A 26,622-nucleotide genomic window follows, 5' to 3' on the forward strand; every position below is an offset into this window, starting at 1 on the left:
CAGGAGTACCGGTAACGGTGGATGGTGACTTCAAGCGGTTCTGGGCCGGTCAGTCGGTGTCCGCGATCGGTACGCAGGTGACCGCGGTCGCGCTCCCACTGACCGCAGCCCTGACACTGGACGCCGGCGCCGCAGGCGTGAGCGCGATCGCGACGGCGAGCTACCTGCCCAGCGCGGCGCTGCCGCTGCTGGCTGGGCATTGGCTGGAACGCCGCCGCAAACGCGGCGTCATGGTCGCCACCGACGTCTTCCGCGCCGCGGTTCTGGCCGTCGTTCCGATCGCCTGGTTCGCCGGCCAACTCTCGCTGCCGCTGCTGGTGGTTGTGGCGTTCCTGGTCGGCGCCGCGAGCGTGGTGTTCGACATCGCGTCGTTCGCCTACCTGCCTGACTTCGTGCCCGAGCAGGACCTGCCGCGCGCCAACCGTGCGCTGCAAGGCTCGTCGACCGCCGCGCAGGTGGGAGGTCCCGGACTGTCCGGTCTACTCGTCCAGTTGCTCGGACCGGCTGTCGCGCTACTGGTGGACGCTGTCTCGTACCTGGCCAGCGCGTTCGGCGTCGGATCGGCGCGCCGTGCGGAGCCGACGCCCCAGGCCACCACCCAGCGCCCGGGTCTGTGGGAGGGCGTTCGGCAGATCAAGGTCAGCCCGTTCCTCCGGGCTCTGACCGCGCACGCGGCGCTCTACAACGCCGCGGCACAGATCCTGGTCGTCAACCTGGTCGTCCTCGCCGTGAAGGAGCGCGGGCTCTCCGCCGGCGGCTACGGCGTCGCGCTCAGTGCGGGCGGCGCCGGTGCGTTCGCCGGCGCGATGCTCGGTCTGCGGGTCGCCGGGCGACTCGGGTACGGGCGCGCGTTCGGTTCGGCGCTCGTCCTGTCGACCGGACTCCCGCTCCTGCTGGCGTTCCTGCCGGGCCGCGGTCTCGAGTACGGCCTGCTGCTCGGGGGCGTGCAGTTCCTCGCGGGGATCGGCCTCGGCAGCGCGAACGTCCTGTCGGTGACGATCCGGCAACTGCTGATCCCGCGCGCGACGCTTGCCCGCAGCAACGGTGCCTACCGCACTTTCACCTTCGGCGTGCTTCCGGTCGGCGCCGCGGCCGGCGGGGTTCTCGGGAGTACGTTCGGCACCACCACGGCCGTTGCCGTCGGCACCATCGGCATGGCGCTGTCCGCCGTACCGATGTTCACCCGCGAGGTCCGGACGCTGGAGACGCCGGTCGCTACAGCGGCTTGAACGAGACCAGTTCGAGGACGAGTTCGGCCGCTTCGTCGGAGGCGGCCAGGTCGACCGTTGCGGTGATGCGCCAGTCGTGGTTGCCCTCGGGGTCGTCGATGATCTGCTGGACCTCCCAGTAGCCCGGGTGCTCCTCGACCAGGAACAGCGCGGGACCGCGGGCCTCGGGGCCGGTGCCGACGACATCGTGTTCGGCGTAGTACGCCGTACCGGCCTCGGCCCAGCGGCCCGCGTCCCAGCCGGCTTCGCCGTCCAGTTGGCCCAGCTCGGCCCACCGGTGCAGGGCGAGTAGCTCGACACGGCGGAACATCGCGTTGCGGACGAGGACCCGGAAAGCCCTTGTGTTCAAGGTGATCCGGCGCGGCCCGGCCGGTGTCGGCGCGACCGCGGCTTCCTCGGCCGGGTTGGTCAGCTCCTCCCACTCGTCGAGCAGGCTCGAGTCGGTCTGGCGTACCACCTCGCCGAGCCACTCGATCAGGTCGGCGAGGTCGTCGTCCACCTTGTCCGGCGGTACGGTCTGCCGCAGCGCCTTGTACGCGTCGCTCAGGTACCGCAGGACGACGCCCTCCGAGCGCGCGAGTCCGTAGAACCCGATGAACTCGCCGAACGTCATCGCCCGCTCGAACATGTCCCGGACCACGGCCTTCGGGGACAGCCCGGTGTCGGCGATCCACGGATGCGTCTGCCGGTACATCTCGAACGTTGCCTCGAGCAACTCCTGGAGCGGCTTCGGCCAGCTGACGTCCTCGAGCAGCTCCATCCGTTCGTCGTACTCGATGCCCTGGGCCTTCATCGCGTTCACGGCCTCGCCCTTGGCGTGGTGCTCCTGCGCCCACAGCACCGCCCGCGGGTCCTCCAGCGTGGCCTCGATGATCGAGACGACGTCGAGCGCGTACGTCGGATCGGCCGGATCCAGCAGGTCGAGCGCGGCCAGCGCGAACGTGGACAGCGGCTGGTTGAGGCTGAAGTCCTTCTGCAGGTCGACGGTCAACCGGAGCAGGCGGCCGTTCTCGTCCGGCTCGTCGAGGCGTTCGACGACACCCGCGGTGACCAGCGTGCGGTAGATCTGGATCGCGCGGCGGATCAGCCGGACCTGCGCGCGGGAGTCCTCGTGGTTGTCGCGGAGCAGGTGCCGCATGCTCGCGAACGCGTTGCCGTCCCGGGCGATCACGTTCAGCAGCATCGCGTGGCTGACCCGCATCCGGGACTGCAGCGCCTCCGGCTCGGCCGCGACCAGCCGGTCGAACGTGTCCTCGCCCCAGGTGACGAACCCCTCCGGCGGCTTCTTCCGCTGGACCTTGCGCTGCTTCTTCGGGTCGTCGCCGGCCTTGGCCAAGGCCTTCACGTTCTCGACGACGTGGTCCGGGGCCTGGACGACGACGGTGCCGGAGGTGTCGTACCCGGCCCGGCCGGCGCGGCCCGCGATCTGGTGGAACTCGCGCGCCTTCAGGATCCGCTGGCGGCGGCCGTCGTACTTGCTGAGCGCGGTGAGTACGACGGTACGAATCGGGACGTTGATGCCGACGCCGAGGGTGTCCGTACCGCAGATCACCTTCAGCAGACCGGCTTGCGCGAGCTGCTCGACCAGCCGGCGGTACTTCGGGAGCATGCCGGCGTGGTGGACGCCGATCCCGTGCTTCACCAGCCGCTGCAGCGTCCGCCCGAAGCCCTTGCTGAACCGGAAGTTCCCGATCAGCTCGTTGATCTTCTCCTTCTCCTCCTTCGAGGAGACGTTGATGCTCATCAGCGCCTGCGCGCGTTCCAGTGCGGCCGCCTGGGTGAAGTGGACGACGTACACGGGGGCCTGGTGCGTGGTCAGCAGCTCTTCGAGGGTCTCGTGCAGAGCCGTGGTGACGTACTTGTAGATCAGCGGCACCGGGCGCTCACCGGACGCGACGATCGCGGTCGGGCGGCCCGTCCTTCTCGACAGGTCGATCTTGAACCGCTCGACGTCGCCGAGGGTCGCGGACATCAGGACGAACTGCGCCTTCGGCAGCTCCAGCAACGGCACCTGCCACGCCCAGCCGCGGTCCGGCTCGGAGTAGAAGTGGAACTCGTCCATCACCACCTGGCCGACGTCCGCGTCCGGCCCCTCACGGAGCGCGATGTTCGCGAGGACCTCCGCCGTACAACAGATGATCGGCGCACCCGCGTTCACCGCGGCGTCACCGGTCAGCATCCCGACCTTGTCCGCCCCGAAGACGTCACACAACGCGAAGAACTTCTCCGACACCAACGCCTTGATCGGCGCCGTGTAGAACGTCCGCTGCCCGTGCGCGAGCGCCGCGAAGTGCGCCCCCGTCGCCACCAGGCTCTTCCCGGACCCGGTAGGCGTCGACAGGATCACGTTCGACCCCGTCATCACCTCGATCAACGCCTCCTCCTGAGCCGGGTACAACGAGATCCCCCGCTCCCCCACCCACCCCTGAAACACGTCGAACAACGCATCAGGCTCAGCAGTCCCCGGAAGTTTCTCAGTAAGCGTCATCACTACACATTGTCCCTGAACTCCCAACCCACCAACTCCCCCGGGTCCCGCATGCCCGGCCGTCCAGCGCCTACCCCGGCCCGCGGTCCGGGGTAGGCGCGTCGGCTGTTACTTCTCGCCCTTGATTGTCAGGGCTTGTTCCAGTTCGGCGCGGATGGCGTCGGCGCCGGATTTTCGGTAGTTGGTTACGGCTTCGTCCCAGGAGTTGAGGTCGGCTCGGCCTAGTTGGATGTCCTTGGTGAGGGAGTCCATTCGGGTGTCGAGGATCTTGCCCTTGGTGGACTGGGTGGGTGAGTAGAGGCCGTACGTCGGCGACGTGATCGCGGTGGGGAGTACGGCTTTGAAGTGGTTGTACGCGGTGTCGACGGCCTCCGGGTGGCCGGGGAAGTAGGCCGGGTACGGGCCGTCGGCGAGGTACTGGATGGGGAACTCGCCCAGACAGACCTCGCTGCCGCCGTCCTTGGTGAGCACCGGGTCGGTGCCGTTGAGCGTGTAGTGCCGACCAGGCAACCCGAACTTCCGGAACAGGTACTCCTCGGTCCCGAACGGCGCCGCGCACCAGTTCAGCACCCGGAGCAGCGTCTTGATCCGCGCCGGTGGACCGGGGCGGATCGCGGCGATCGAGTTGTTCGGCGAGCCGAGCAGCACCCGGCCGACCTTCCCGTCGGAAGCGCGCGGCACCGGGATCGAGATGCTGAAGGAGTCGTCCGTCGCGCGGCGGTAGAAGCTCTGGATGGACGAGTACGTGTCCTGCGTCATCACCGCCGAGCCCTGCGTGAACCACACCTTCTGGTTCGGCTTCGCGACTCCGTCCGGATGGATCGTCCCGTCCTTCACCATCTGCCGGGTGATCGCCAGCATCTCCTTGTGCTCGGGAAGTTCCCGGCTGTGCACCAGCTTCCCGTCGCGCACCTCCCAACCGTTGGGCAGGCCAAGCATCGCGCTGACCGCCGCGGTCGGCGGTACCGCGAACCCCCACCGGTTCAACTTCTCGTCGGTGACGGCCTTGGCCACCTTCTGCAGTTCGTCGACGGTCGGCGACCCGAGTTCGACCCCGAGCTTGTCCAGCAGGTCCTGCCGGGCGAGCAGCGTGTTCGACGACATGATGCCGCGCTGGATCGGTACGGCGCGGATACCGCCGGAGAACACACACCCGCGCCATGACGCCTGCGGCGCGTTCGCCAGGAACGGGTACTCGAGGATCGCGTCGCCGGACAGGTACTCGGTCAGGTCCTGCGCCCGCGCCTCCAGGAACTGCGGCAGGTACGCGAACCCGCCGTCCACGTTGAACAGATCCCCCAGCGTGTCACCGGCGACCGACGTGGCGAACTTGTTCGGGTAGTCCGCAGCGGCGGTGATGTTCAGTTCGAGCGGAGCCCCGAGCCGCCGGTTCAGCTCCTGCCAGTACGGGTTCCGGTCGGCGGTCGGCGGGATCGGGTTCGACGTCAGCGTCGTCCCGGTCACCACCTGCCCGTCCCCCGGCGCGCCCTGCGTCACCTTCGCCGGATGCTCCGGGAACCGGTAGAAGCAGTCCGGCATCAGCGGATGGCTGCGCGGCAGGTCCGGCTTCGGCCCGTCGAACCGTTTGTACGTCGGCAGCGCGACCGGCTTGTTCAACGCCGCGATGTCGGTGGACCGGGTCACCGTCGAGCATCCGGTCAGCCCGAGCGCGACCGATCCGGCCAGGAACGTCCTTCGCCGCAGCGTCATCCCTTCACCGCCCCGGTCATCATGCCCTTGGCGAAGTGCCGTTGCAGGAACGGGTACACGATCAGGATCGGCACCAGCGACACCACCAGGATCGCCATCTGGATCGACTCCTGCGGCGGCAGCTGGTCGGCCGCCGCGCCACCGAGGTCCCCGCTGCTCAGCTCGGTGTTGTTGATGACGTACGTCCGAAGGACCAGCTGCAACGGCCATTTCGCCGTGTCGTTGATGTAGAGCATCGCGTTGAAGAACGCGTTCCAGTACCCGACCGCGTAGAACAGCCCGACGACGGCGAGTACTGCCTTGGACAGCGGCAGCACGATCGACCAGAAGATCCGGAAGTCGCCGGCGCCGTCGACGCGCGCGGAGTCGAGCACCGAGTCCGGGATGCCCATGAAGAACGAGCGCAGCACGATCACGTTGAAGCCGCTGATCGCGGTCGGCAGGATCAGCGCGAGCAGCGAGTCGAGCAGCCCGAACTCCTTCACCACCAGGTAGTTCGGGATCAGCCCCGGGCTGAACAGCAGGCTGAACAGCACGATCAGCAGGATCGGCCGCTGCCCGAACGAGCCGCGCCGGCTGAGCGCGTACGCGAGCATCGTCGACCCGGCGAGGCTCACCAGCGTGCCGCCGACGGCGATCAGCACGCTGACCCCGAGGGCCCGTTGGACGACGCCGCCGTTGAAGATCGCCTTGTACGCGTCCCAGTTGAGCCCGTCCGGCCAGAGCACGAACCCACCGGAGTTCGTGACGTGCTGCTGGCTCGCGATACTCGTCGAGACCACGCCGAGGAACGGGACCACGACGACCGCGCAGCAGACCACCAGGACGACGGCCTTGAGGACCCGCGACGGCATCGCCGGTCCGTCGTAGATTCCTTTCTGCTCCAACGTACTCATTTCTGGTACACCCCCGCCTCACCGAAGATGTGGGCGATCTTGTTGGCGCCGATCACCAGGGCGACGCCGACCAGACCCTTCACCAGGCCGACCGCGGCGGACACGCCCCACTGGCCGGCCAGTACGCCGTTGTTGTAGACGTACGTGTCCAGTACCTCGCTCGCGGGCCGTCCGACCAGGTTCTGCTGCAGGATGATCTGCTCGAACCCGACGCTCAGCGAGTCACCGAGGCGCAGGATCAGCAGCAGGATGATCAGCCCGCGGATCCCAGGTACGGTGACGTGCCACAGTTGCCGCCAGCGGGACGCGCCGTCGACCCGTGCGGCCTCGTACAACCCGGGGTCGATCTGGGTCAGGGCCGCGAGGAACAGGATGGTTCCCCACCCGGTGTCCTTCCAGATCACCTGGCTGGTGAGCAGCGCGATGAAGCCGTCCGGGTTGCCGAGGAAGTCGATCGTGCCCATCCCGTGCGAGCGGAGGAAGTTGTTGATCAGGCCGCTGCCGCCGAGGATCTGCTGGAAGATCGCGATCACGATCACCCAGGACAGGAAGTGCGGCAGGTACAGCACCGACTGCACGACGCGCTTGATCCGCTCGGACAGCAGGCTGTTCAGCAGCAACGCGAGCGCGATCGGCGCCGGGAACACGAAGATCACCTGGACGATCGTGATCAGCAGCGTGTTCTTGAGTGCGTTCAGGAACTCGGCGTCGCCGTTGAAGATCACCGCGAAGTTGTCCAGCCCGACCCAGGCGCTGCGTCCGAGCGGTACGAACGGCAGGTACTCCTGGAACGCGATCAGGTTCCCGAGCAACGGCAGGTAGTGGAACGCCAGCAGCAGCACGAGCCCGGGCAGCGCCATCAACAGCAGCACCTTGTCCCGCCGGGCCCGCGCCCACCACGACAACGGTTTGACGGCCGCTCCACCGTCCGTGACGGCGCCCGGCGGTCCGGATCCGGTCGGCGTCACGGCCGTGGTCGGTCGGCTGGGGATTCGGTCTGTTTGAGCCACGCGACACTCCCAGGGTCGTCCCCCCCACGGAATGGGAGAACGTTTTCCGTTCTCCCGTGTCCGACTGTGTCGCGTCTGGAGCCCGCCCGCAGCTTCGATCGGTGTGTCGGAAGGTTTCAGGTGACGACGGGCTTGCCGGTGGTGGTTTCCACGATGTGGGCGAGGAAGTCGCGGACGTCGGCGAGCAGGGCTGTGTCGTCGTCGTACGACGAGGTGCCTTCGGCGTCGCGGAGGTGGAGGCCTTCGGTCAGGACTCGATGCCAGCGGGGGGCGTAGTGCGTGAGGCCCCAGCGGCCGGCGCGTGATTTCGCGGTCATGTCGCCCGTGGCGAGGAGGTGGTGCAGGCGGGCCGAGGCGAGGATGCAGTGGCTGAGGATGTAGTCGCGCTCGTTCGCCGGGAGGTCCGCGACGGTCACGCGGGTCAGGCCCTCGGCGTTGCGGCGCCAGTACGTGTCGAGGTTGCCGACGGTGTACTCCCGCAGCGCCTGCTCGTCCGTCCATATCTTCAGCGTCGACAGCTCCGGGCCGCGGATCGTGATCCCGCCGCGCGCCAGCTCGTGCCACAGCACCATCCACATCGCCGAGGTATGAACCAGCAGCTCCCCGCTGTTGATCACCTCCGGCGTCTCCGGTAACGTCCGCGGGTCACACGCCAGGTCGTCGGCCAGTACGTACGGCCCGTCGAACCGAACCGGGGAGAACTCCGCGAGCTCCGCGTGAACGCCGCGCAACATCTCCACCTCCCCGGCGTCCGGTCGTCGCGACACCGTCGCCAGGAAATCGACGTCGGACTGTCGCGGCGCCCACTCCCCGAACGCCAGCCCACCGTGCAAGTAGAGCCCGGTCAGCAAGTCCGGCGGCAACTCCCGCTCGACCAGCGACAGATACCGATCGCACAACTCCCGCACAGGAGCCGGAACACCCACAAGCCCCTCCTCGGAACGGCAACGACTTACCAAGACCGACGCCGCCGACCCCCGATTTGTTCGTGCTCTACGACAGATCGAGCCAGGTACCTGCCAGCGGCTGCTGGCCGACACCCGGCTTCGACCAGTCGCAGACGCCAGAACGGAAGATCGTCTGCAGCCGCCGCCAGTCGGCGTCGGTGAAGCCCGGGTAGTCCGAACGCAGCGGCGCGCGCAGCTTGCACTTGATCACGTCCGCAGCGACCCCCGCGCCGGCCACCTCGCGCGGGAACGACGCCGACGGATAGAGCTTCTCGCACGCCGACGACGGGTTTCGGTCCAGCGGTTGGGCGATGAAACCGGAAGGACCACGGCACCCCTCGACCAACCCGGCCGGCCGCGCGGCAACGATCTTCGCGATCCGCGGCCGCGCCGTCGTGTCCGCAGTCAGTTGGGTCAACCAACGATCCATCTCGTCTATGGCATGTTGCAACAACGGGCTGGCAGTCGAGAACAACCCGTAGCGGGCGTCCTCGAGCAAACTCACCTGGTTGGCCGCCGTGCCGTTCGCCTTCAGCAGGCGCGCCCGCATCGAGAACGTGTGGTACCGGAGGTGGATGTCGCCGTACGACTGGGTGTCGTAGTACGCCCGGTAGTCGATGATCGGGACGTCCTTCAGCCCACCGCCACCGTTCGTCAGCCGCCCGGTCCGGTACGCGGTCCGTACCGCCTGCGGATCCGCAACGGTCCGCGAAGGCACCAGGTTGGCGTCCGCGTCGAACCCACCGATCGACGCGTTCAGGTCGAGGAACTGCGCGGGCGTGATCGCCCCGGCCCGGAGCACCTTCAACCCGTACTGCACACCGACGTTGTCGAGCGGTCGCCGTACGAATCCCGTCGACGGATCGCTGCCGTACACGTTGATCGCGTGATCGAAGACGGAGCACCGTACGCCGCGGGGGTTCGCAACCGGGTCGTAGCGCTCGGCCGCCGGGATGACGTCGCAGTTGCGCCGCGGATCGATCCGCCCCGCGCTGACCGCCATACTCGGCAGCGTCGCATAGGTCTGGAAGCCCGCCACCTTCCGCTTCTGCTCCTGCGTCCAGGCAATGCTTGTCCGGCCGAAGTACGAGTCCAGCAGCCACGAGTCGCTGATGAACGACACCGTGCCGAAACCCACCTCCGGGAACGAGCACCCGACGACGATCCCGTCGAAGATCCCTGGGTAGTTGTCGGTGATCTGATGCGCCTGGTACGACCCGCCCGAGCACCCGAAGCCGACCGTGAAGTCGGGCCGGCCGTAGTGCTCGACGAACAGCTCCTTCGTCATCATCGCGGACTCGGCCGCGGTCAGGTCGTTGCAGTTCTGCCCGAACACGTTCAACGACGACGACATCAACGCATACCCCCGGCCGAGCAGGAACGCGTCCGTCACCCCGCCGGTCGTCGTCCCGGACCGGTACCAGCCACCGGCACACCCGCCGCCGAGCGTGAAGATCGCCCGCCCGTTCCAGCTCGACGAACGCCGCGTCGGTGTCGGTGCCGCCTCGCGCAACGGGTCGTGCAGCATGGTCGTCTGCACGATGGCACGGTCAGCGCTCCCGGTCTCCATCCGCACAATGAACGGATCACCCGAGTCAGTCTTCGCAAGATCAGCCGGGTACGACCTCGTACCCGCAGGCCAGTGAGCGTAGGCGCCCGCGGTGGTCCGGTAGAAGTAGTCGACCCTCGGCTTGACGGTGCAATCGGCATCCAGCGGCGCACCGAGCGTCCCGCCGATCACCGGGAGCGTGAACTGCGCGGTCTCGCACACGAACGGCTGCTCGTGCGGCCCTGAGAAGACAGGTCCTTCCCGCGGATAGTTCCGTAAGTGCAGCGTAGTACTGCGCCCGCGGGCAGAGGCCTGGACTACGTTCGTCCCCAACCGTAGGCTCCCGACCAGTCCGGTCAGACCGTCGCCGTCGGCAACGAACACCGACGAGACGTCGCGACCGTTCAACGTCACCTTGACGTCCGCGTCCGGCGAAGCGACGTGCACCAGCGCGTCGCCACCGGTGACCTTGTCCGGGCGACCGGACAGGATCTCCAGCTTCAGGTCCCGGGACGCGACGGCCGGGACCAGCGGTACGACGAGCGCACCGGCAAGCAACGCGACGATCAGGCGGACTGGTCGGATCACGGGATCTCCTAGTGAGCGGCTACTTCGTAGACGCGGGCGATGTCAGGAGTCGTGGTGGACGGATCGGTGATCGTGAGCCGGAGCTGGTCGACGGCCGCGGTCGTCACCGGTGTGGAGACCAGTGCCCGGGTGTTGGCCGTGTAGCTGCCGAGCTGGACCCACCCGGTGGAGGTGTGGCCCTCGACCTTGAACGCGGACAGAACGGTGCCAGCGGCAACGTTCGGGTACCCGTACCCGCTGTACACGTCCACCTGACTCACATCCTTGTAGGTCCCCAGATTCACGGTGAGTACCGGCGTGGTGTCGCCTTCGGCCGACATCCAGCGTCCGCTGTCCAGACACGAACCGTCAACCGCTTTCGCCTCGCCGGAATCCGCCGTGTACGTCGACGACGCGGTCACGGTCGCCCCGCGCGCCAGGTGATCGGTACATGGCGAGATCGCCGGCGCCCCGGCCAGCCAGTCGCGCATGAACGCACCCTGGTACTCACCGCTGAGCAGGTTCCAGTTCTTGTCGAACCACACCGGCGCCCAGAAGTTGTCGAAGATCCAGCCGATCCAGCCGATCTGCGGCCGGGCGTCCAGGTACTGGCGCAGCGGCAGTCCCCAGCCGGACGTCGTACCGGCGGTGACGTTGTTCGCCGACGACGACGGGTCCCAGCCCAGCTCGGTCAGTACGACGGGCAGCGTCGCGGCCGCCGTACCGAACCTTGGATCGAGGTTCGCGGCGGTCGCCGGCCCCTGGTTCGGGTAGAGGTGGTAGACGTACGCGATGTTGCCGCCGGTGATCGGGTCGCTGACGGCGCCGTTCAGGCGGGTGCTCCAGGACGGGCTGCCCATCAGGATCACGTTCGACGCCACCGACCGGATCGAGTCGACGACCGGCTGGATGTAGGACTTCCAGGTCGCCCAGTTGTCCGGCGCGATCGGCTCGTTGAACACCTCGAACAGTACGTTCGGGTTGTTCGCGTACCGCGGCGCGATGAAGTCCCAGAAGCCCTTCACGTCCGACTGCGGTACGGCACCGGCCGCGTCGCCGTAGTTCCGGACCAGGTGCAGGTCGATGATCACGTACAGGCCCTTGGAGACCGCATGGTCGACGTACGGCTTGATGTACGTCGCGTCGTAGGCGTTCAGGTCCTTGCCGATCGCCTCGGTGACCAGCAGGCGCAGCACCTTGGAGTGCCAGCCGTTCGACACGGTCATGTCGATCAGGTCGTTGATCGGCTTGTTGTTGCAGTCGGTGCAGACCGCGTTCTGTTCGGGGGCGATGACGGAGACGCCTTGGAGGGTGACAGCGGTCCCGGCGCTGTTCTTGATGCGATTGCCTTCGGTGTGCAGGGCGGGGAGGGCGGTGGTCTGCGCGTCGGCATTCACGAGCGAAATACCGGACAGCAGGACCGCGGTACACAGGGCGGCCAAAGACTTTCGGAACACGGGCTACATCCCTTCAGTCGCGATGGGTGCGGATCTCTTCCGGCCAGGCCAGCGGGGTCTTCAGGTGGTCCGCCAGCAGGCGCTGGTAGTCGGCCAGGTGGGTGGGATCGTTGCGGACCTTGCGTGGTGACAGGCCTTCGGTCAGGCAGAACCCGACCAGTGCGCCGACCGCCTCGCCGATACTCCATTCGACCGGGTGGAGGCGGTAACAACCGTTGGTGATGTGGGTGGTCCCGATGTTCTTGTTCGCCGGCAGCAGGTTGTCGGCGCGGACCGGGATCAGGGCGCCGAGCGGGATCTGGAACGGGTACGCCTCGATGTCGACGTAGCTCCGCCCGGCGGTCGACGGGTGCAGGTCGATCCGGTACCGCCCGAGCCCGACCGAGTCCGCGAACACCTCGCTGCCCGCGCCGTCAGGGCGTGCCTCGACACCTACGTGCTGCTCCAGCACGGTGAACTCGGCCTGGATCCGCCGCGCCTCCCGGATGTACGGCGTCTTCGCGAGACCGTCTGCGGTGCCGGTAATGTCCGGGCGCAGGCGCAGCCCCGGGTACCCGCCGTCGGTCTGCATCCAGTAGAGGAACGACAACGACAAGTCCCGGCTGGCGGCCAGCGCCTTCCGCGGGTCGGGGCCACCGACGAGCGGCTGTTCCCAGTAGTCGAGCTGCGGCCAGTTCACCACCGTGACGTCCGGGATCGCCTTGTCGACAAAGTTGCTACTGGCAAGGATCTGCCGGTACCGCCAGAGCGAGAACGGCGCCCGCCGGTCCGGGTTCGCCTCCAGCAGCTTCCACTCCCGCTGCTCCAGCGTCACCGGTACGACGTCCGTCCAGGACAACTGCGATCCCGGCCAGAACGGCGCGACCGTGTCCCGCCAGTGCTCGTATCCGGCCGGGCGGTCGATCGTGTGGTCCTCCCCCGGCCGGTGCTCGAGCGCGAAGCACCACGAGAACGCCTGCTGATCAAGAGGATTCGCGACCTCGGGCGCGTGCAGCTCGCCGGTCTGGTCGCTGCCCTCGGCGCCGATCACGTGCTCGATGCCGCCGAGTTCCAGCAGGTCACCGAGCTCGGTCGCGTCCACGACGTACGCCGCCGACACCGTCACCTCGTCGCCGGTCCGGAGGTCCTCGAGCGTGACCGCCTCGATCTGGTCGCCGTTCGTACCGACCGAGATCGGCTCGTGTTCCATGAACACAGTGAGCCGTCCGGACGCGCGCCATGGAGCGAGCATCTCCTCCAGTACGGCGGCCGCGACGCGCGGTTCGTGGCAGAACCGGCTGACGACACCGAGTCCCGGGTCGAGCAGCGGATCGGCCGCGGCGGCGGGCGTCAGCGGGTAGTTGCGCCGGTAGTACTCCCGGATCCGGCGGCGGAGCTCGGCGTACCCGCTGGCGGCGTACTGCTCGATCCACGGGTGCTCGTCCGGCGGCACGAGCTGGCTGGTCAGCTGCCCGCCCAGCCAGTCGGTCTGCTCGGTCAGTACGACCCTGCGGCCGAGGCGTACCGCGGTCAGGGCGGCGGCGACACCACCGAGTCCACCACCGACGACCAGGACTTCAGTCTCGAGTTCCACCCGTTCATCCCTCCGTAGTTCGTGGCGCGGCGACGGTTTCGCCGGCCACCAGGTCACAGGCCACCAGTTGGCTGACCGGTTCGGTCTCCGGATCCTCGACCCGCGCCACCAGCGCGTCGATCGCGATCCGGCCGATCTCCTTGCGCGGGATCACCAGGCAGTCCCAGCGGTGCCCGGGCTCGTCACCCGATCCCTCCAGCACCGCGACCGACAGGTCCTCGGGGATCCGCCGCCCGCGCGCGGCCAGCCCGGTCCGCAGTTCCTCGGCCAACCGGATGCCCTCGGCAACCACCGCGGTCTCCGGCCCGGCCGCCAGTTCGTCCAGCCATTCCTCGGACAGCCCCGGCTCGCCGCGGAAGCCCGGCGACCGGTCCTGCAGGCCTAGCCGCTCGACGGCGGCGTGGTACCCCGCGCGGCGGTCGAAGTACGCCTCCTGCTCGATGCCTTCGCGCAGGTACGCGAAGTTCCGGTGCCCGCGTTCCGCGAGCGAGGTCACCAGCCGGTCCGCGGCGTTCACGTAGTCCGGGATGATGCACGGAATCTCCGCACCGGGTACCTCCCGGCGACCGATGTGTACGAACAGGTACCCGTCGTGCCACAGCCGCGCAAGCTCCTCCCGGTCGGTCGCCGCACCGAGCAGAACGGTCCCGTCGGCGAGGTTCAGCCGGTTCGTCCCGTCCCGGTAGATCCGCCGCCGGCCATCGCTCGTACCGGTCGAGGTGAACAGCACCAGGTCGTACCCGATCTCCTCGGCCCGCTCCTCGATCCCGAGCAGGAACTCGAAGTAGAAGTCCTCGCGGGCGTGCGGGAACACGGCCTCGAACGTATGCACGCCGAGCAGCCGGTTGCGCTTGTTCCGCAGGTTCCGCGCGGCCGCGTTCGGGACGTACCCGAGTTCCTTGACCGCGGCCAGGATCCGCTCCCGGGTCTCGACCGGGATCCGGTCCACGTCCCCGCTCACCACCCTCGAGACCGCGGACTGGGAGACGCCCGCGAGGCGGGCGACGTCGGATTGTCTCGGCGCTTTCATTTCTGCTCCTGCAACCAGCAATGGGTCCAGCGACCGTCGGGGAGCTCGCTCCGCGGTGGCGCCTGGGTCGTGCAGACGTCCATCGCGACCGGGCAGCGCGGATGGAACCGGCAGCCCGCGGGCGGGTCGATCAGGCTCGGCGGCTCGCCCAGGTCCTCCGCCTCGAACAGGCTGTCCCGGTCCCTGCGTTCGGGATCCGGGGACGAGTCGATCAGCAGCTGGGTGTACGGATGCAGCGGGTTCGCGATCACGTCCTCCTTCGGACCGCCCTCGATCATCCGGCCGGCGTACATCACGACGATGTCGTCGCACAGGTAGCGCGCGCTGGCGATGTCGTGCGTGATGTACAGCAGCGCCAGGCCGTCCTCGGCCCGCAGCCGGTCGAGCAGGTTGAGCATCTCCAGCCGGATCGACACGTCCAGCATCGAGATCGGCTCGTCGCCGAGCAGCACCTTCGGCTCGACCGCCAGCGCCCGCGCGATCACGACCCGCTGCCGCTGCCCGCCGGACAACTCGTGCGGGAACTTGTCCAGATACTGCTCTCCCAGGCTTACCCGTTCGAGTAACTCGAGCACGCGCCGGTCAAGCTCGGCTTTGGCGCGTACGTCGTGATGCAGCTTGACCGCCCGCTCCAGGTTGTACCGGACGCGGTGCAACGGGTTCAGCGACCCGAACGGATCCTGGAAGATCAGCTGTACGTCGCTGTAGTACGCGCGGGTACTGCCCTTCACCGGCTCACCGTGCAGCCGGATCTCGCCGGACGTCGGCGGATAGAACCGCGCCAGCAGCCGCGCGAGCGTGGTCTTCCCGCTGCCGCTCTCCCCCACCAACGCCACGATCCGCCCCGGCAGCAACGCGAGCGTCGCATCCTCCACCGCGCGCACCGTCGACCGCCCGGCCGCGAAATGCTTCGAGACGCCACGCGCCTCGAGTACGGGTTGACTCATACTCGATCATCTCCCGACGGGTAGAGCCGGCACGCGACGGCATGGTCCTCGATCGTCAGCAGGTCCGGTCGTTGCTCGTCGCAACCGTCGAAGCGGTCCGGGCAGCGTGGGTGGAACGGGCAGCCCGGCGGCGGGTTGCGCAGGTCCGGCGGGCTGCCGGGGATGCCGGTCAACTTGCGAAGCGGCGAGCGCAGCGGCGGGAACGAGTCGCGCAGCCCGCGCGTGTACGGGTGCCGCGGCTTGCCGTACAGGGATTCGGCGGTGCCGATCTCGACGATCCGGCCGCCGTACATGATCGCGATCCGGTCGGCGAGCTCGAGCAGCAACGACAGGTCGTGCGTGACGAGCACGACCGCGAACCCCAGCTCCCGTCGCAGTCGCAGGACTTGTGCGAGGATCTGGCGTTGCATCACCACGTCGACAGCCGTGGTCGGCTCGTCCATCACCACGAGCTCGGGTCCGCACGCGAGCGCGAGCGCGATGCTCGCCCGCTGGCGCATGCCGCCGGACAGCTCGTGCGGGTACGCCCGGACGCGGTCGGCCGAGATCCCGACCATGCCGAGCAGCTCGGCGGCGCGAGCCCACGCGTCCTTCTTGCTCAGCGTCTTGTCGTGTGCCCGCAGTACGTCGACGAACTGGGCGCCGACCCGCATCACCGGGTTCAGCGCGTCCATCGCGCTCTGCAGGACGATCGCGAGCGAGGTCCAGCGCAGCTTGCGGAGCTGCTCGGGCGTCGAGGTGACCAGGTCCGTGCCGTGGAACTCGATCCGGCCGGCGGTCGTCACCGCGGGCGGACGCTGCAGCCGGGTCAGCGCGGTGATCAGCGTCGACTTGCCCGAGCCCGACTCGCCCGCCACGCCGAGGATCTCGCCCCGGCGCAACTCGAACGAGACGTCGTCGCACGCCCGTACCGGCCGGTCGCCGGTCAGGTACTCGACGGTCAGACCTTCCACGCTCAGCACACTCATGCCTCGGCCACCTTCCGGGTCCGGACCACAACCGACCGGCGCGCCATCCGCAGCTTCGGGTTGGAGACCTCGTCGACGCCGAAGTTCACCATCGTGGCCGCCGTACCGATCAGCGCGATACACAGCCCGGGCGGTACGAACCACCACCAGAACCCACGCAGTACGGCGCTCTGCTGCTGCGCGGCCTGGATCATCGTGCCCCAGCTGATCGAGCCCGAGTCGGTGATGCCGAGGAACGCCAGGCCGGCCTCGGCCATCACGCCGCCGATCACACCATGCAGGAACATCGCCGAGATCCACCCGGTCAGATGCGGCAGCACCTCGAAGAAGATCAGCCGCCGGTGCGGCTCGCCGACCATCCGCATCGCCAGCACGAAGTCGCGGCTGCTCAGGCTGAGCGACTGCGCCCGCAGCGTCCGCGCACCACCCGACCAGCCGAACAGGCCGATGATCAGCGCGATCACCCACGGACCCGTGCCCTGGACGTAACCGGCCACGATCAGGATCAGCGGGAGGACCGGCATCACCAGGAACAGGTTCGTGAGGAAGTTCAGGCCGTTGTCGACGGCGCCGCCGAAGTACCCGGCGGGGACGCCGACCAGGATCGAGATCGTCGTACCGATCAACGCGGCCACGATGCCGACGAGCATCGATCCGCGGGCGCCCGCGACGGTCTGCGCGAGCACGTCCTGCCCGAACTGCGTCGTACCGAACAGGTGCTCGCCGCTCGGTGGTTGCGAGATCGCGCCGAAGTCGTTCGCCCGCGGATCGAGTGGCAGCAGCGGGCCGAAGACGGCAAGCAGTACGAAGAAGAGAAGTACACCGAGTCCGAAGCGGACCTTCCAGCTCTTGAGCATGGTCATCCCCTCGCCCGGATCCGCGGATCGAGCAGTACGTAGGCCAGGTCGGCGACCAGGTTCGCCAGCAGCACCGCGAGCGTGATCAGCAGGAACACGCCCTGCATCATCGGGTAGTCGCGCTTCTGCAGCGCCTCGTACATCAGGTAGCCGATCCCCGGATAGCTGAACACGATCTCGGTCAGCAGCGCGCCGCCGATCACGTGGCCGAGCGCCATCGCGAACCCGGTGAAACTCGGCAGCATCGCGTTCCGGGCGGCGTACCTGAGCATCACCCGCTGCGGCGACAGGCCCTTCGCCTGCGCCAGTAGTACGTAGTCCTCCCGGACCGTCGTGACGGTCATGTTCCGCATCCCGAGCAGCCAGCCACCGAACGCCGAGAACACGATGGTTGCCGCCGGCAAGATCCCGTGGTGCAGCACGCTCGCGACGTACGCCAGGCTGACGCCCTGCGGCAGGTCGGGGTCGTACCCGCCCGACATCGGGGTCCAGCCGAGGACGAAGCCGAACGCCCAGAGTGCGAGCAGCGCGACCCAGAAGTACGGCACGCTGGACAGGAACGTGGTGAACGGCGTCAGGATCGCGTCGAACCGGCTGCCGGCCTTCCAGCCTGCGACCACTCCCAGGAGCGTGCCGATCGCGAACGCCGTGACCGTCGTGGTCCCCACGAGCAACAGCGTCCAGGGGAGCGCCTGCCAGACCAGGTCGGCCACCGGGACCGGGAAGTTGACCACCGAGACGCCGAGGTCACCGTGCGCCAACTGGCCCAGGTAGTCCGCGAACTGCTGGCCGAGGTTCTGGTGCGGGTTGCCGAAGATCGCGCGGATCGACTCCAGCGTCTCGGCCGGTACCTGCTGACCGCTGACCCGCTCCAGCTCCTCCACGATCGCCGACGACGGATCGCCCGGCATCAGCCGCGGGAGCAGGAAGTTCAGGCCGATCGCGGCGGCCGCGGCGGCCAGGTAGAAACCCAGCCGCCGGGCCAGGAAGGCCCACCGCATCCTCAGTTCCCCCGGCGCTGCAGGTTCAGCAGCGTGAGGGTGGTGTCCGGTCCCATCCCGGGGAACGGGATCGCGTCGAACTTCTGCGGCGTCGGCCAGCCGGTCCACCGGGTCGAGTTGATGTCGATGAAGTAGAAGTTGTTGTAGATCGGGCTGAACGGCACCTCGTCGACGACGATCTTCTGCAGCTGCTTGCCGAGCGACTTCAGCTCGCCGACGTTGTCGGTCCGCTCCATCGCCCTGATGATCTTGTCGGTCTCCGGGTCGTTCCAGCGACCCTGGTCGAGGGTGGCCGACTTGCCGATCGGGGTCAGGTACTGGCTGGACAGGAACCGGTAGACGCCGTACACACTCGCCCCACCGGTGGACGAGGCGGCCAGGTCGAACTGGCCGAGGTTCTGCTTGTCGTAGTACCCGGCGCTGGGCTGGCCGGCGCTCTTCACGGTCAGGCCGAGGGTCTGCTTCCAGGTGTTGATCAGGATGTCTGCGTAGCTGCCCCATCCCCAGTCGGCGTTGAACAGGATGCTCGGCTGGTACCGCTTGCCGTCCTTGACCAGCGCGCCGTTGTCGATCGTCCAGCCGCCCTTGGCCAGCTCGGCCTTCGCGGCGTCCGCGTCGACCTTCTGCACCTGGCCCTTGTACGCCGGGTCCAGCCAGTCGCCGAACAGCTGCTCGGACAGACCGGTCGGGCCGGCCTCCGTACCGGGGCGCTGCAGCGTGGTGACGACCGCAGTGCGATTGACGGTCAGCGCGAGCGCCCGGCGTACGTGCACGTCGTCGAACGGGGCCTTGCCGGTGTTGAACAGTACGGACATCGCGCCACCGTTGGAGTACAGCTGGTACAGATGCTTGTCCGGGTCCTTCGCCACGTACTCCTGTTCGCCGTTCGCCCAGCCGGCCGACGCCCAGTCGAGCTCGCCCTTCAGCAGCTGCGCCTTCAGCGCCTCGGGCGCGGTCGGGACGATCTTGAACGTTGTCATCGGCAACTTGCCGCCCCAGTAGTCGGAGCGCGCGCCGAGGGTGATCTGCTGCGGCTTGAACTCCTTGACCGTGAACGGGCCGGTGCCGACCGGGTCCGGGTTGGTCCAGGTGTTCAGGTTCTGGCTCGCCCAGAGGTGCTTCGGGACCATCGGCAGCAGGATGTTCGCGAACTGGTTCAGGGTCGCGTACGACGGCTCCGCGAAGCTGACCTTGACCGAGCTGTCGTCGACCTTGGTCACCGACTTGTAGGTGACGCCGGCGATGCTGAAGTCCTTCTTCTCGATCGGCAGGCCGAGCGAGTAGACCGCGTCGTCGGCCGTGAACTTCTGCCCGTCCGACCACTTCACGTCCGTGCGCAGCTTGATCGTCAGCACCTTGCCCTGCGCGGAGAAGGCCCAGCTCTGCGCGAGCCACGGCTTCACCACACCGCCGTCGCCGTAGTCGACCCGCATCAGCGGCTCGTACACCAGCTCCGCGTTCGGCGCCTTGTCGGTCGCCGGGCCCATCACGTTGTAGTTGCGGACGAACGTCGTACCGCCGTCCGTCTTCGCGTACACGATCGACGTGTCCGCCGCCGTACCGGCGGGGTTGGCCGCGGGGCCGGAACAGCCCGCGACCAGTACCGCACCGACCACCGTCAACGCCCGCCAGCGACTGCGCATATTCCTCACCCCAGAAGATCGAGCGGCTGCACGTTCATACGTATGAGCAGTCATATATGAGCTAGTTGGGCTCTGCTCTTACGTATGCGCAGGAACCTACGAACGTTACGTGCGCATGTCAAGACCGAGACGGCTCAGCAACAAGAATCACCGGATGCCGCCCCCGCACCGCCACCCCGTACCGACCCAACACCCGCCACCCCCGCCCCAACAGCCGCACCTGCTCCGGCATCACAATCACCACCACCAGCCCACCCGGTTGAAGCACTCGCCGCCACCGCCGCACCGCCGACGGAACTCCCCCGGCACCCACCCGCACCCCCCAAGGCGGATTACTAACCACCCGCTCAAACACCCCCTCAACCCCTCGCGCGTCCTCCGTCCCCCACACCACCCCCGCACCCCGGGCTCCCCCTGCCCCGACTCCCCCGCCCCGGCGCTGCGTGCCAGCCGCCCAACGTTCCACGCCGCCGGAGGCGGCGGTCCAGTTGGAGTGTGCGGCCGCGGTGGCGGCCGGGTCTCGGTCTATACCGAGGTAATAGGCCCCGGGTTGTAGGTGGTGGGCTTCGAGGAGGAGGGTTCCGGCGCCGCAGAACGGGTCGAGTACGTGGTGGTTGGGGGCGAGGTCGGCGAGGCGCGCCATCGCGGCGGCTACTGGTGGGTGGAGGCTGCCGGGGACGGTGTGCTGACGGTACGGGCGGCGGTGGAGGGGTTCGGCGTACGGGCGGAGCGCGATCCACAGCGTCTTCCCGTCGAGCACCACCCGCCACTCGGCCCGGTCCTCGGGTGGTACGACCCCGTGCCGGCGCGAGTGGTACGTACCACCGATCAACCGAGCGATCCGCTCCCCCACCACATCCTCGACGTCGTACCGATTGAAGTTCCGCACCCCCACAACCGACGCCGACACCGCGAACGCCCCACCTGAACCGGGCGCACACGGCACGTCGGGTGCGGACGGCAGCGCCGCCCGTACCCCAGCCATCACTGAAGCCCTCGACCGCCCGGGGTCCGGCGCCGTGCCGTACACGACGAACACGTCGTCAGCCACCCGCGGCGGTCGGCCCAAACCCTCAGCCACCACCTGCCGCTTGGACACCTCGACCACCCGGTGTCCGGCAGCGGTGACCTCCTCGGCCACCATCCATTCCAGACCTGCAACAGCGCGCACCAACACGAGCGCAGAACGCATGAAGAATCTCCCGGCAAGAACCCGGGAGCAACCAACCGGCTACTCCCGCCTCGCCGGCCAAGGGCAGAACGCCACACGAAGGACCAGCGGGAAGCTAGCCCACGCGGAAAAAGAAACTCTCCATGCCGGAGATCCTGACACACCCACCCGAGCCCACCCACCGATTTTCAGGCCAACCCGCACGGATGGGGACCGATCGACAGGTAGTGCACCCGTGAGACGCCGTACGCGCAGAACGGCTCACGCTCAGGTGCACTACCCAGCCACCGGATACATCCTGTCCAACGGTCCCAACCCCGCCGGCTCGGGTTACTCGTTGCGGTGACGGGGACGTCGCCCGGCCCTGCTCCAACCGGGTCAGGTAGTCGGCGGAGATACCCGCCAGGGCGGCGAGCTCCCCCCCCCCCCCCGGCTGCAGACCGGTCGCGCGCCGGCGGCTCCCCGGTGGCAGACCGGTCGCGCGCCGGCGGCTTCCCGGTGGCAGACCGACCGCGCCGGGCGGGACCCGGTCGCGCCATCGACGGACCGCCCGGCCGAACTCCCACGCTTCCACCGCTCCAGTGTGCTCGTCCACGACGTGTTTATCGTGGCCCTGCCACTCCTACGACGAGCCGATCACAGGTAGGTCTGGGTGCTCGGGGGAGCTGATTCCATCCAGGCGAGGACGCCGGTCAGGGCTTCTTCGGTCATGGCGAAGTGGACGGTGCGGTTGGTGAGTTTGGCGTCCACGATGACGTGGCCGGCGTACGTCACCAGCGGCTCGTTGCCCATCGGGCGGCGGGTGGTGACGCCTTCGAGCTGGCGGCGGTTCACGGTCAGCTTCGGCCACCAGGCGAGGCTGAAGACCCGGAACCACTGCAGGTCGTCGCCGACGTAGCGGGCCAGGCCGAGGGCCCAGCCGCGGCCGTGTTCCTTCTCGGCGAGCTGCAGGCTGCAATCAAAAGTTCCGCCGTCCCTGGACAACCAGCGACGGCGGAACGCGACCAGCACGATGAACAGTACGGCGGCAAGCAGACAGACCCCGACGACATCGAGGACTGTCCTCATACGTTGCCAACCTCATTTCCGGTGCCCGACCCCGGGCACCCCGGAGAACCGTACTGCCAAGTGACGATATTCGATTGTGCCGATTATGGCAGGTCGGCCTAGGACGTCTGCTCGGCGGCCCGAACCCTGGCCTCGGCGAGTCGGACCTCGTCGGTGGCGTCGTCGGTCTCGAGGCCGGCGGCCAGCGCCTGCTCGAGCTCCCGCCGGGCCTCTTCGAGGTCGATGTCGTGACCCATCTCGGCGTTCTCGGCCAGGATCGAGACCCTGTCGTTCGCCACCGAGATGAACCCGTCCGGCGCGGCCGCGACGAAGTACTCGTCGTCGACGGTCCGCACCTGGACGGTGCCGCCCTGCAGCAGGCCCAGCAACGGCGCGTGGCCGGGCAGGATACCGACGTCACCGTCGGTGGTGCGGGCGATGACGATCTTCGCCTGCCCCTGCCAGACCGTCCGCTCGGCGGCGACCAGCGCCACCTCCAAGTGGGCAGCCATCAGTTTTCCTTCTGCAGCTCGGCCCACCTGCGCTCGACGTCATCGAGCGAACCGACGTTGAAGAACGCCTGCTCCGCGATGTGGTCGCACTCGCCGTCGACGATCTTCTTGAACGACTCGACGGTGTCCTTCAGCGGAACCGTCGAACCCGGCACGTTGGTGAACTTCTCCGCCATGTAGGTGTTCTGCGAGAGGAACTGCTCGATCCGGCGCGCGCGGGCGACGGTGATCTTGTCCTCTTCGGAGAGCTCGTCGACACCCAGGATCGCGATGATGTCCTGCAGTTCCTTGTTCTTCTGCAGGATCTGCTTCACCCGGACGGCCACGTCGTAGTGCTCCTGGCCGATGTACTGCGGGTCGAGGATCCGCGACGTCGAGGTCAGCGGGTCCACGGCCGGGTACAGACCCTTGGCCGCGATGTCACGCGAGAGCTCGGTGGTCGCGTCCAGGTGCGCGAACGTGGTGGCCGGCGCCGGGTCGGTGTAGTCGTCGGCGGGTACGTAGATCGCCTGCATCGAGGTGATCGAGTGACCGCGGGTCGACGTGATCCGCTCCTGCAGCACGCCCATCTCGTCGGCGAGGTTCGGCTGGTAACCGACAGCGCTCGGCATCCGGCCGAGCAGCGTGGAGACCTCGGAACCGGCCTGGGTGAACCGGAAGATGTTGTCGATGAACAGCAGTACGTCCTGCTCCTTGACGTCGCGGAAGTACTCCGCCATCGTCAGCGCGGACAGCGCGACCCGCAGCCGGGTGCCCGGCGGCTCGTCCATCTGGCCGAACACCAGCGCGGTGTCCTTGAAGACGCCGGCCTCTTCCATCTCGTTGATGAGGTCGTTGCCCTCACGGGTCCGCTCGCCGACGCCGGCGAACACCGACGTACCACCGAAGTTGTGGGCGATCCGGTAGATCATCTCCTGGATCAGCACGGTCTTGCCGACCCCGGCACCACCGAACAGACCGATCTTGCCGCCCTGCACGTACGGCGTGAGCAGGTCGAGCACCTTGATGCCGGTCTCCAGCATCTCGGTCTTGGACTCGAGCTGGTCGAAGGCCGGCGCCTTGCGGTGGATCGGCCAGCGCTCGGTGATCTCGAACTCGGACTCGTCCTGGTTCAGGCACTTGCCGGTCACGGACCACACCCGGCCCTTGGTGACGTCACCGACCGGGACGGAGATCGCCGCGCCGGTGTCGCGCACCTCGGCGCCGCGGACCAGGCCGTCGGTCGGCTTCATCGAGATCGCCCGGACGATGTTGTCGCCGACGTGCAGCGCCACCTCGAGGGTGATCGTCTGGGTGCTGTCGCCGAGGGTGATGTCCACCTCGAGCGCGTTGTAGATGTCGGGCATCGCGTCGGCCGCGAACTCGACGTCGACGACCGGGCCGATCACCCGGGCGACGCGACCGACGCCGGTGGCGCCCGCCTCGTTGTTCTTCTCGGTAACCGTGGCAGTCATCTCTCTCACTCGCTCCCGGCGTTCGCGTCGGCGAGCGCGCTCGCGCCACCGACGATCTCGCTGATTTCCTGGGTAATTTGCGCCTGGCGAGCCTGGTTCAGGTCCCGCGTCAGCTTCTCGATCAGGTCCTGCGCGTTGTCCGTCGCGGACTTCATCGCCCGCTGCCGGTTGGCCAGCTCGGAGGCGGCCGCCTGCAGCATGCACCAGTGGATCCGGCTGGCGACGTACTTCGGCAGCAGCCCGTCGAGCACCTCTTCCGCGGAGGGCTCGAACTCGTACAGCGGCAGCACGTCGTCCGCGGCCGGTGCCTCCTCGCCCTCGACGACCTCCAGCGGCAGCAGCCGGATGACGTCGGCGCGCTGGGTGAGCATCGAGACGAACCGGGTGAAGACGATGTGGATCTCGTCCACGCCGCCCTCCTCGGTCGGGGTCAGGAACGCCTCGATCAGCGCGTCGGCGATCTCCCGGGCCCGGGCGAAGCTCGGGTTGTCGGAGTCGCCGGCCCACGACTGGGCGACCTCACGCTGCCGGAAGGTGTAGTACGCGATGCCCTTGCGGCCGCTGATGAACGGGACGATCTGCTTCTCGTCCTCGCGCAGCAGCTGGTTCAGCCGCTCCCCTTCGCGGATCACGTTGGACGAGTAGGCCCCGGCCTGACCGCGGTCGGAGGTGATCAGCAGCACCGCGGCCCGGCGCGGGTTCTCCTTCTCGGTGGTCAGCGGGTGGTCGACGTTCGAGAACGTCGCCACCGCCGACACGGCACGGGTGAGCTCACGCGCGTACGGACCGGCCGCCGCGGCGCGTTGCTGCGCCTTGACGATCCGGGACGCCGCGATGAGCTCCATCGCGCGGGTGAGCTTCTTGATCGTGGTGACCGAGGCCTTCCGATCACGTAGCTCCCGCAGGTTGGCTGGCACTGTGGATCAGCCCCGCTTCTGCTTGACGATCTGCTCCTGGTCGACGTCCGCCTCGTCCATCGCGTCGACCTCGGCCTCGGTCCCGAGCAGCGTGCCCTCGGAGGTCTGGAAGGTCGGCTTGAAGGACTTCAGCCCGTCGGTGACGGCCTGCGCCTCGTCGTCGCCGAACAGCCCGGACTCGCGGATCGCGTCGAGCACCTTGCTCTCCCGGCGCAGGTAGTCCAGGAAGTCGCGCTCGAAGCGCAGTACGTCGATCACCGGGACGTCGTCGAACTTGCCCGTCGTACCGGCCCAGATCGAGACGATCTGCTCCTCGACCGGGTACGGCGAGTACTGCGGCTGCCGGAGCAGCTGCACGAGCCGCTGACCGCGGTCCAGCTGCCGGCGCGAGGTGGCGTCCAGGTCGGAGGCGAACATCGCGAACGCCTCCATCGCACGGAACTGGGCGAGGTCGATCTTCAGCGTGCCGGAGACCTTCTTCATGCCCTTGACCTGCGCGGCGCCACCGACCCGGGACACCGAGATGCCGACGTCGATGGCCGGCCGGATGTTCGCGTTGAACAGGTCGGACTGCAGGAAGATCTGCCCGTCGGTGATCGAGATGACGTTGGTCGGGATGAACGCCGAGACGTCGTTCGCCTTGGTCTCGATCACCGGCAGACCGGTCATCGAGCCGGCGCCGAGCTCGTCGGACAGCTTCGCGCAACGCTCGAGCAGCCGGCTGTGCAGGTAGAAGACGTCACCCGGGTACGCCTCGCGGCCCGGCGGGCGGCGCAGCAGCAGCGACATCGCGCGGTACGCCTCGGCCTGCTTGGTCAGGTCGTCGAAGACGATCAGCACGTGCTTGCCCTGGTACATCCAGTGCTGGCCGATCGAGGAACCGGTGTACGGCGCGACGTACTTGAAGCCGGCCGGGTCGGACGCCGGGGAGGCCACGATCGTGGTGTACTCCATCGCGCCGGCCTCTTCGAGCGCGCCGCGGACGGCGGCGATCGTCGAGCCCTTCTGGCCGATCGCGACGTAGATGCAGCGGACCTGCTTCTTCGGGTCGCCGGACTCCCAGTTGGCCTTCTGGTTGATGATCGTGTCGATCGCGATCGCGGTCTTGCCGGTCTTGCGGTCGCCGATGATCAGCTCGCGCTGGCCACGGCCGATCGGGATCATGCCGTCGATCGCCTTGATCCCGGTCTGCAGCGGCTCGCGGACCTCCTGGCGGTCCATCACGCCGGCGGCCTGGATCTCCAGCGCGCGCTGGCCGTCGATGCCCTGGATCTCGCCGAGGCCGTCGATCGGCTTGCCGAGCGGGTCGACCACGCGGCCGAGGTAGCCCTCGCCGACCGGGACGGACAGGATCCGGCCAGTGCGGCGGACCTGCTGGCCCTCCTCGATGCCGTCGTACTCACCGAGGATGACGACACCGATCTCGCGCACGTCGAGGTTCAATGCGATGCCCTCGGTGCCGTTCTCGAAGACGAGCAGTTCGTTGGTCATCACCGAGGGCAGGCCCTCGACGTGGGCGATACCGTCACCCGCGTCGACGACGGTGCCGACCTCTTCGGCGGTCGTGTCGGCCGGTTGGTACTCGGTGACGAACCGATCGAGCGCGTCCCGGATCTCCTCCGGCCTGATCGTGAGCTCAGCCATTGTGT

The 26,622-nt window shown here is 68.1% G+C and carries 21 protein-coding genes; 1 reads left to right on the plus strand and 20 read right to left on the minus strand.

The window, feature by feature from the left end; all coding sequences use genetic code 11:
• Positions 1–17: 17 nt before the first annotated feature.
• Positions 18–1,229 (plus strand): MFS transporter, encoded by a 1,212-nt coding sequence (locus ACFYRU_RS35215; RefSeq protein WP_387667077.1) that lies wholly within the window; start codon positions 18–20, stop codon positions 1,227–1,229.
• On the opposite strand, the gene ACFYRU_RS35220 is transcribed toward ACFYRU_RS35215, so the two are convergent.
• The 20 genes from ACFYRU_RS35220 to atpA form a co-directional block, all read right to left on the minus strand.
• Positions 1,216–3,717 carry a DEAD/DEAH box helicase gene (locus tag ACFYRU_RS35220; protein WP_387667080.1) on the minus strand — a complete coding sequence of 834 codons (2,502 nt, stop codon included), beginning with the start codon at positions 3,715–3,717 and terminating at the stop codon, positions 1,216–1,218. The two genes, ACFYRU_RS35215 and ACFYRU_RS35220, sit on opposite strands and share 14 nt — an antisense overlap.
• A 108-nt stretch (positions 3,718–3,825) precedes the next feature.
• Entirely contained in the window at positions 3,826–5,427 is a 1,602-nt protein-coding gene (locus tag ACFYRU_RS35225) for a hypothetical protein (RefSeq protein ID WP_387667083.1), read from the minus strand.
• Positions 5,424–6,323 carry a carbohydrate ABC transporter permease gene (locus ACFYRU_RS35230; protein WP_387667086.1) on the minus strand — a complete coding sequence of 300 codons (900 nt, stop codon included), beginning with the start codon at positions 6,321–6,323 and terminating at the stop codon, positions 5,424–5,426. Before ACFYRU_RS35230 ends, ACFYRU_RS35225 begins: the two co-directional genes overlap by 4 nt.
• Positions 6,320–7,333: an ABC transporter permease gene (locus ACFYRU_RS35235; RefSeq protein ID WP_387667089.1), complete on the minus strand. Its 1,014-nt coding sequence runs from the start codon at positions 7,331–7,333 to the stop codon at positions 6,320–6,322. Before ACFYRU_RS35235 ends, ACFYRU_RS35230 begins: the two co-directional genes overlap by 4 nt.
• A 116-nt stretch (positions 7,334–7,449) precedes the next feature.
• Positions 7,450–8,259 carry an aminoglycoside adenylyltransferase domain-containing protein gene (locus ACFYRU_RS35240; RefSeq protein WP_387667092.1) on the minus strand — a complete coding sequence of 270 codons (810 nt, stop codon included), beginning with the start codon at positions 8,257–8,259 and terminating at the stop codon, positions 7,450–7,452.
• Positions 8,260–8,326: 67 nt separating this feature from the next.
• Positions 8,327–10,417, minus strand: a complete 2,091-nt coding sequence (locus ACFYRU_RS35245) for a DUF6351 family protein (protein ID WP_387667095.1) — start codon at positions 10,415–10,417, stop codon at positions 8,327–8,329.
• Positions 10,418–10,425: 8 nt separating this feature from the next.
• Entirely contained in the window at positions 10,426–11,853 is a 1,428-nt protein-coding gene (locus ACFYRU_RS35250; RefSeq protein WP_387667098.1) for a cellulase family glycosylhydrolase, read from the minus strand.
• 13 nt (positions 11,854–11,866) lie between these two features.
• The gene (locus ACFYRU_RS35255; RefSeq protein ID WP_387667101.1) at positions 11,867–13,426 is read right to left on the minus strand and encodes an FAD-dependent oxidoreductase; all 1,560 of its coding nucleotides are present in this window, start codon (positions 13,424–13,426) and stop codon (positions 11,867–11,869) included.
• 4 nt (positions 13,427–13,430) lie between these two features.
• Entirely contained in the window at positions 13,431–14,456 is a 1,026-nt protein-coding gene (locus ACFYRU_RS35260; RefSeq protein ID WP_387667104.1) for a LacI family DNA-binding transcriptional regulator, read from the minus strand.
• Positions 14,453–15,403 carry an ABC transporter ATP-binding protein gene (locus ACFYRU_RS35265; RefSeq protein WP_387667107.1) on the minus strand — a complete coding sequence of 317 codons (951 nt, stop codon included), beginning with the start codon at positions 15,401–15,403 and terminating at the stop codon, positions 14,453–14,455. Before ACFYRU_RS35265 ends, ACFYRU_RS35260 begins: the two co-directional genes overlap by 4 nt.
• Positions 15,400–16,371, minus strand: a complete 972-nt coding sequence (locus ACFYRU_RS35270) for an ABC transporter ATP-binding protein (protein WP_387667110.1) — start codon at positions 16,369–16,371, stop codon at positions 15,400–15,402. The genes ACFYRU_RS35265 and ACFYRU_RS35270 overlap by 4 nt, the downstream gene beginning before the upstream one ends.
• The gene (locus tag ACFYRU_RS35275; RefSeq protein ID WP_387667112.1) at positions 16,368–17,228 is read right to left on the minus strand and encodes an ABC transporter permease; all 861 of its coding nucleotides are present in this window, start codon (positions 17,226–17,228) and stop codon (positions 16,368–16,370) included. Before ACFYRU_RS35275 ends, ACFYRU_RS35270 begins: the two co-directional genes overlap by 4 nt.
• A 2-nt stretch (positions 17,229–17,230) precedes the next feature.
• A complete protein-coding gene (locus ACFYRU_RS35280) occupies positions 17,231–18,229 on the minus strand; it encodes an ABC transporter permease (protein ID WP_387667115.1) in 999 nt (332 codons plus the stop codon).
• Positions 18,230–18,231: 2 nt separating this feature from the next.
• Entirely contained in the window at positions 18,232–19,872 is a 1,641-nt protein-coding gene (locus ACFYRU_RS35285) for an ABC transporter substrate-binding protein (protein ID WP_387667117.1), read from the minus strand.
• 118 nt (positions 19,873–19,990) lie between these two features.
• Positions 19,991–21,064, minus strand: a complete 1,074-nt coding sequence (locus ACFYRU_RS35290) for a hypothetical protein (protein ID WP_387667120.1) — start codon at positions 21,062–21,064, stop codon at positions 19,991–19,993.
• Between the two features lie 615 nt (positions 21,065–21,679).
• Positions 21,680–22,111 carry a DUF2550 domain-containing protein gene (locus tag ACFYRU_RS35295; protein ID WP_387667122.1) on the minus strand — a complete coding sequence of 144 codons (432 nt, stop codon included), beginning with the start codon at positions 22,109–22,111 and terminating at the stop codon, positions 21,680–21,682.
• Positions 22,112–22,209: 98 nt separating this feature from the next.
• Positions 22,210–22,602 (minus strand): F0F1 ATP synthase subunit epsilon, encoded by a 393-nt coding sequence (locus ACFYRU_RS35300; RefSeq protein ID WP_387667124.1) that lies wholly within the window; start codon positions 22,600–22,602, stop codon positions 22,210–22,212.
• Entirely contained in the window at positions 22,602–24,056 is a 1,455-nt protein-coding gene (gene atpD, locus ACFYRU_RS35305; RefSeq protein ID WP_387667127.1) for a F0F1 ATP synthase subunit beta, read from the minus strand. The genes ACFYRU_RS35300 and atpD overlap by 1 nt, the downstream gene beginning before the upstream one ends.
• Positions 24,057–24,061: 5 nt before the next feature.
• The gene (locus ACFYRU_RS35310) at positions 24,062–24,973 is read right to left on the minus strand and encodes a F0F1 ATP synthase subunit gamma (protein WP_387667130.1); all 912 of its coding nucleotides are present in this window, start codon (positions 24,971–24,973) and stop codon (positions 24,062–24,064) included.
• A gap of 6 nt (positions 24,974–24,979) precedes the next feature.
• A complete protein-coding gene (gene atpA, locus ACFYRU_RS35315) occupies positions 24,980–26,617 on the minus strand; it encodes a F0F1 ATP synthase subunit alpha (RefSeq protein WP_387667132.1) in 1,638 nt (545 codons plus the stop codon).
• Between the last annotated feature and the right edge of the window lie 5 nt (positions 26,618–26,622).

The organism is Kribbella sp. NPDC004536, from assembly GCF_042873835.1.
Taxonomy (GTDB): domain Bacteria; phylum Actinomycetota; class Actinomycetes; order Propionibacteriales; family Kribbellaceae; genus Kribbella.